The following is a 5,386-nucleotide window of genomic DNA, read 5'->3' as shown; positions in this document are numbered from 1 at the left end:
CCTCTTTGAACACACCTTGATATTTTTTATTATATCATATTAGTTTTTTGTGTAATTAATTTTGTTTGACTACTTATGATACAGACTCAGAACGCCCGCTGACTAAAGAGGGCGATCGTAAAACCAGGAAAATTGCCCAACGGCTGTACGAACTCGAAATTCAGTTTGACCTGATTCTCACCAGTCCTCTACTGCGGGCCCAGCAAACCGCCCAAATCCTGCAAACAGTCGGTTTGAGTTCCCAAATAGAAGAATCCGCCACTCTCGCACCTTCAGGAGACATCGGGAACTGGCTGGAGTGGTACAAACAGTGGCAGGAAATAGGTAGCCGCAGCTTGGCCCTGGTGGGCCACCAACCAGACTTAGGCCACTGGGCCGAAACTTTGCTTTGGGCTCGATCGCAAGATGCCCTGATTCTCAAAAAAGCAGGTATCATCGGCTTAATTCTCCCGGAGACCGGCTCCCCAGTGGGCCGCAGCCAAATGTTTTGGCTAACTGCGCCCAAGTTTTTGCTGCACTAGAAACAACGAAGCGCCCCGACATTAACAGGACGCGCCAGCCCTCTTAAACCCGCATTCTGGGACCGCAAAACCGGGTTTGAGGGGCGACAATACGCAGCGGTGCGATCGGACTATCTGTTGAAAAACCCGGTTTCTGAACCCCGATTAAATGATTCTTTGTCAAGACTGTGACACTATCTTGGTTTCTGGTAATGTACTTTTAGTAGTATTGAACTCACACAAAACGGTATCGCAATGGTCGTCGGCGAATTCAAACCAGGTTTAGAAGGTGTTCCCGCCACCTTGTCCAGCATTAGCTACGTCGATGGACAAAAAGGGTTGCTGGAATATCGCGGGATTAGCATCGAGGAACTGGCACTGAAAAGTTCCTTTCTCGAAACTTCATATTTATTAATCTGGGGGGTACTTCCGACAAAGGAAGAACTCGAAGCTTTCGAGCATGAAATTCGCTATCACCGCCGGATCAAATATCGCATCCGGGACATGATGAAATGCTTTCCTGAAAGAGGACATCCCATGGACGCCCTGCAAGCTTCAGCGGCCGCTCTGGGCTTATTCTACTCCCGCAGAGCTCTCCCCAACCAGGGATACATTCGAGAAGCTGTCGTGCGGCTGCTAGCGAAAATTCCGACTATGGTGGCGGCGTTCCAGCAAATGCGGCGGGGTGATGACCCAGTACGGCCGAGGGATGACTTGAACTACTCGGCTAACTTTCTGTATATGCTCAACGAGCGAGAACCAGATCCACTGTTGGCTACTATTTTTGACGTTTGCTTGACTCTCCACGCCGAACATACAATTAATGCCTCTACATTTTCGGCAATGGTAACAGCTTCGACGCTGACAGATCCTTACGGGGTGATTGCTTCGGCAGTTGGCACTTTGGCGGGGCCACTGCACGGGGGAGCTAATGAAGAAGTGATTGATATGTTGCAGCAAATTGGTTCGGTAGAAAACGTGCGGCCTTTTGTCGAGAAGTGCGTTGAAAACAAGGAGAAAATCATGGGGTTCGGCCACCGCGTGTACAAGGTGAAAGATCCGAGAGCAACTATTCTCCAAGGGTTAGCAGAACAGTTATTTGACAACTTCGGCCGCGATAATTATTACGACATTGCTGTCAAGTTAGAAGAAGTGGTTGAGGAAAAACTAGCTCACAAGGGAATTTATGCAAATGTAGATTTCTATTCGGGTTTGGTTTACCGCAAAATGGGAATTCCTACAGACTTGTTTACGCCCGTATTTGCGATCGCCCGCGTTGCCGGCTGGTTGGCACACTGGAAGGAACAGCTAGAGGCAAACCGCATTTACCGCCCGACTCAAATATATACGGGGACTCACGGTGCTCCTTATATTGCGATCGAGGATAGGCTCCCTTCCTAAAGCAAAATTATCAACCCAGATCTGAAAATGGCGGGAAGAATTGTTTTGCTTTCGTGAAGTGTTGAAGTAAAAATTGCTTTCGCGTTGCGAGTCAGGAAGCAATTTCTGTCTGCCAAAAGCTGTCGTGCTGGGTTGCGCCCCTCTTGTATGTTGTGCTGTGTGTTGGCGACAATAGTAAGAAGTGACGATTTTCAGGAACTCCGGTCCTCAGACTTGCGGGTCTGAGGTTTTTTATTGGAATATCAGGCGCTGCAGCGGATGTAGGGGCGAATTGACCAAATCGGTAAAAAAGCCAGTTCGAGGCAGTCAACCCGCCCCAGCCAGGCTCTGATTTACGAATAGCTTTCGATAGGTGCGATCGCACACATGGTTTATTACCCTCAGTATTATACAGCAATGAATTTTTCTATTTTTGGCTCTATACATTCCAATTTTCACCCCCAGGTAAATGCGACAAATATTCGTCGATCGCATCCTCGAATTCACCTGGAGAATAAGTGTATGTCAGAGACAGTAGCCCTGTTGCGATCGCCATAATTTGCTCTCTGTCCACTCTATGATTGAGTTGAGCGCGGCTTAACTTTCCTTCCAACACTTTCCTGCTAGCCTCACGAATTGCGGCTTCTAGTTCATCTTGTATAAAAGATTCCCACTCGGCAGAGTTGATGTAGTAAGATGTTTTATTATCTTTGAGATTGAGCTTTTTAATACCTCGAACCGAATTAGCAATAGAAGCAGCCCAAGAATTTGTCAAACGCTGTTCAACTTGGTTTTCAATTAGGTGAATTAGCAGAATCAGTAAAAAAGACCCAATATTCCGCAGAGTTGCTTGTTTGCTCATGCCCTCTAACTCATCTACAATTGCTAGAGCATCTTCATTCCTGCCTTCCAAAATACAATTTTTCAGGTCTATTAATTCCTGTACCATTGCTTTTGCCCTCAATATTTATAACGATTTCGTAAGGTGCGCGGTGCGCACCTTACGCGCTTTATTCTTCAGTCCGAAAAGGCAGACTTCGTTTGTACAGACGCGGTTTCAACCGCAGATTTCGCGCTAGATCTAAACAGATTGAGTTACATGATGGCGACTGGTCAATTTATCCAATTGATTCACCAACAAACTCAGGAACAATCCCACATCGGTAACAACTCCAATAGACTCGATCGAACCCCGATCGCTCAATTTCGTTACCACCGCCGGATTAATGTCCACACAGACCATCTTCACACCCGCCGGCGTCATATTTCCCACACCAATTGAGTGCAGCATAGACGAGAGCATTAACACCATATCCGCACCTCCTAACAGCTCAGTATATTCTTCTTGAGCTTTAACTAAATCCATTTGCGTGTCAGGAAGCGGGCCGTCATCGCGGATAGAACCTGCTAGGGAAAAGGGGATATTATGCTTCACGCATTCGTACATGACACCGTTAGTAACCAGCCCGGCTTCAACAGCTTTTGCAATACTCCCGTAACGTCGCACACTGTTAATTATTTTCAAGTGATGGCGGTGTCCGCCGCGCACAGCCACACCGCGTTTCATGTCAACCCCTAAAGAGGTTCCCATATTCGATTGTTCCATGTCATGAACCGCGATCGCATTTCCGCCTAACAGCGCTTGTACGTAACCTTCGCGAATCAAATGCGCTAAATGTTCGCCACCGCCAGTGTGGATAACAACAGGCCCCGCCGTAACTACAACTTTGCCACCTCGATCGCGAATTTGGCGCAATTCCCACGCTACTTGTTCCACCACCAATTCTACGCGGCGCTCGCTAGAAACGCTGCCGGACATAAAACTGAACTCTTGAGAATTGCGCTGTTCCCGCGATTCGGTTTTGCGGATGGTGCGGATACCTACTACATCTACAACGACTTTTTCTCCTACTTTTAAATCTCGCAGTAATTTGCATTTAGCGACTGGACCATCGACAGTTTCAGTAATAGCAACTGCCCCATCCATTCGCTGATTTTGCACTTTCACCCACTGGTTATTTACCCGCACTTCTGTGGGATAAATCGTACTCACATAAAAGTCGTCCGGGCCAACGCCATCTTGCACTACAGGTTCTAAAATAGCGTCGCAAATCTCTTGCGGCGGGGGCACTGCACCCAAGTCAATCAGAAGTCCCATGATTTCTTCCATCACATCGTGGGAAGGAGCCGAAACTTTAACGTCTGCACTGGATGTGCTTTGTCGCTGTTCTCCTAAATTGAAATTGAGCACTTGGAAACTGCCGCCGTTTTCGATAATTAAGTCTAACGCGCGACTGATTAAACCAGCATCGAGCAAGTGACCTTCCATGCGAATTGTGCGGCTTTCTACCATCACATTTGCCGATCGATCTTCTTGCACCGGTTCCGTTACCCGCAGCGTCAAACACTTACAGGCGCCGCCCGCTTTCAGAAATTCGGTCATCGGCGTTTCAATTACTTGAAAACCAGCCTGAGTAATGCGCGTTTTCAAAGCTTCGCTAACCTTGTTCATTACCACAACTTTGTCAATATTGACGGCATTGCAGGCAAAATTGGCGGCATCGGCTTCTTCAATGGCAATGCGTTTTTCCGGCGCCACTCGCATTTCAATTAAGCGGTTGGAGTACGAGTCAAATGCTGCTGGATAGTAGAGCAAATAGCCACCTGTCAGAGGACAAAAACAGGTGTCTAGGTGATAGAAACGTTCGTCAACTAAACGCAGCGAGAGCACTTCTATGTTGAGCCATTTTGCTAGTAACGGGTGCGAGTCGAGTTCGGAACGGAAGCCGTATCCGGCCCACAACCAGCGTCCTTCGCGATCGAGCAAAGCATCACCAGCACCCTCAAATGGCAAGTCTTTCGGCAGTTCATGCACGGTGAAACCTTTGCTTTCAAACCATGCTTTGAAATAGGGTTCTTCGCCTTGGCGTTCTTTGTGATAGAAACGGCTGAGGACGAAGGTATTGCCTAAAAGTAAGCCTGCGTTGGCGGTAAAAACCATATCGGGCCAGCCTTTTGCGGGCGGTACGAGGTCTACCACAGCGTTTTCTTTGAGGACGTGGTAGAGTTTTTCCCACTGTTCGACGGCGCGATCGCGCGATGATTTGTGTACGTTGCCCTCCATCCACGGATTAATCACGTAATCCACATCGTAGTGGTCAGGAGCACACATGAGGAAGCGAATTGAGTCAGTCATAATTCAGTTAAAATGTGGTAGACGCTACAGCAGACGTATGTTGACAGAGTTTGTATAATAGCAACTGTAATATTCACTACTAATTTTAGCATCGCAACGTCTGGACCTCATAAGGACAACTCTTAATTATATCACGCTTAGGATTAGATTAAACTAAATCACAAACCTTTCTTATGAAATACTGGAGAAAATGTCTGGTTATTACACACACTATAAGAGGTTTTGATAGATCATTACAGCGGATTCCGCTGTAATGAGGTACAACAAAATATCATTGTTGTAGTCAAACCTAATGAAAGCGTATTCTCTC

General features: G+C 47.1%; 4 protein-coding genes. 2 read left to right on the top strand and 2 right to left on the bottom strand.

From position 1 onward, the window contains the following. The first annotated feature begins 65 nt into the window (after positions 1 to 65). Both sixA and QUA38_RS27090 read left to right on the top strand, forming a co-directional pair. Entirely contained in the window at positions 66 to 521 is a 456-nt protein-coding gene (gene sixA, locus QUA38_RS27095) for a phosphohistidine phosphatase SixA (protein WP_333167360.1), read from the top strand. Between the two features lie 234 nt (positions 522 to 755). After that, positions 756 to 1,901: a citrate synthase gene (locus tag QUA38_RS27090; protein ID WP_333167358.1), complete on the top strand. Its 1,146-nt coding sequence runs from the start codon at positions 756 to 758 to the stop codon at positions 1,899 to 1,901. A 418-nt stretch (positions 1,902 to 2,319) separates the two neighbouring features. On the opposite strand, the gene QUA38_RS27085 is transcribed toward QUA38_RS27090, so the two are convergent. Continuing rightward, the gene (locus QUA38_RS27085; RefSeq protein ID WP_333167356.1) at positions 2,320 to 2,829 is read right to left on the bottom strand and encodes a DUF29 family protein; all 510 of its coding nucleotides are present in this window, start codon (positions 2,827 to 2,829) and stop codon (positions 2,320 to 2,322) included. 132 nt (positions 2,830 to 2,961) lie between these two features. Next, complete coding sequence (argZ, locus tag QUA38_RS27080) at positions 2,962 to 5,076, bottom strand: bifunctional arginine dihydrolase/ornithine cyclodeaminase (RefSeq protein WP_333167354.1); 2,115 nt, start codon at positions 5,074 to 5,076, stop codon at positions 2,962 to 2,964. Positions 5,077 to 5,386 lie beyond the last annotated feature (310 nt).

The organism is Microcoleus sp. Pol12B4 (assembly GCF_036701385.1).
GTDB lineage: Bacteria > Cyanobacteriota > Cyanobacteriia > Cyanobacteriales > Microcoleaceae > Microcoleus.
The sequence above is the reverse complement of the archived record's forward strand: the minus strand, read 5'-3'. Positions and strand labels throughout refer to the sequence as shown.

What these genes read in the sequence shown, in the direction of transcription:
- QUA38_RS27090 (WP_333167358.1), top strand. Translation starts at nt 756, where the DNA reads ATGGTCGTCGGCGAATTCAAACCAGGTTTAGAAGGTGTTCCCGCCACC.
- QUA38_RS27085 (WP_333167356.1), bottom strand. Translation starts at nt 2,829, where the DNA reads ATGGTACAGGAATTAATAGACCTGAAAAATTGTATTTTGGAAGGCAGG.
- argZ (WP_333167354.1), bottom strand. Translation starts at nt 5,076, where the DNA reads ATGACTGACTCAATTCGCTTCCTCATGTGTGCTCCTGACCACTACGAT.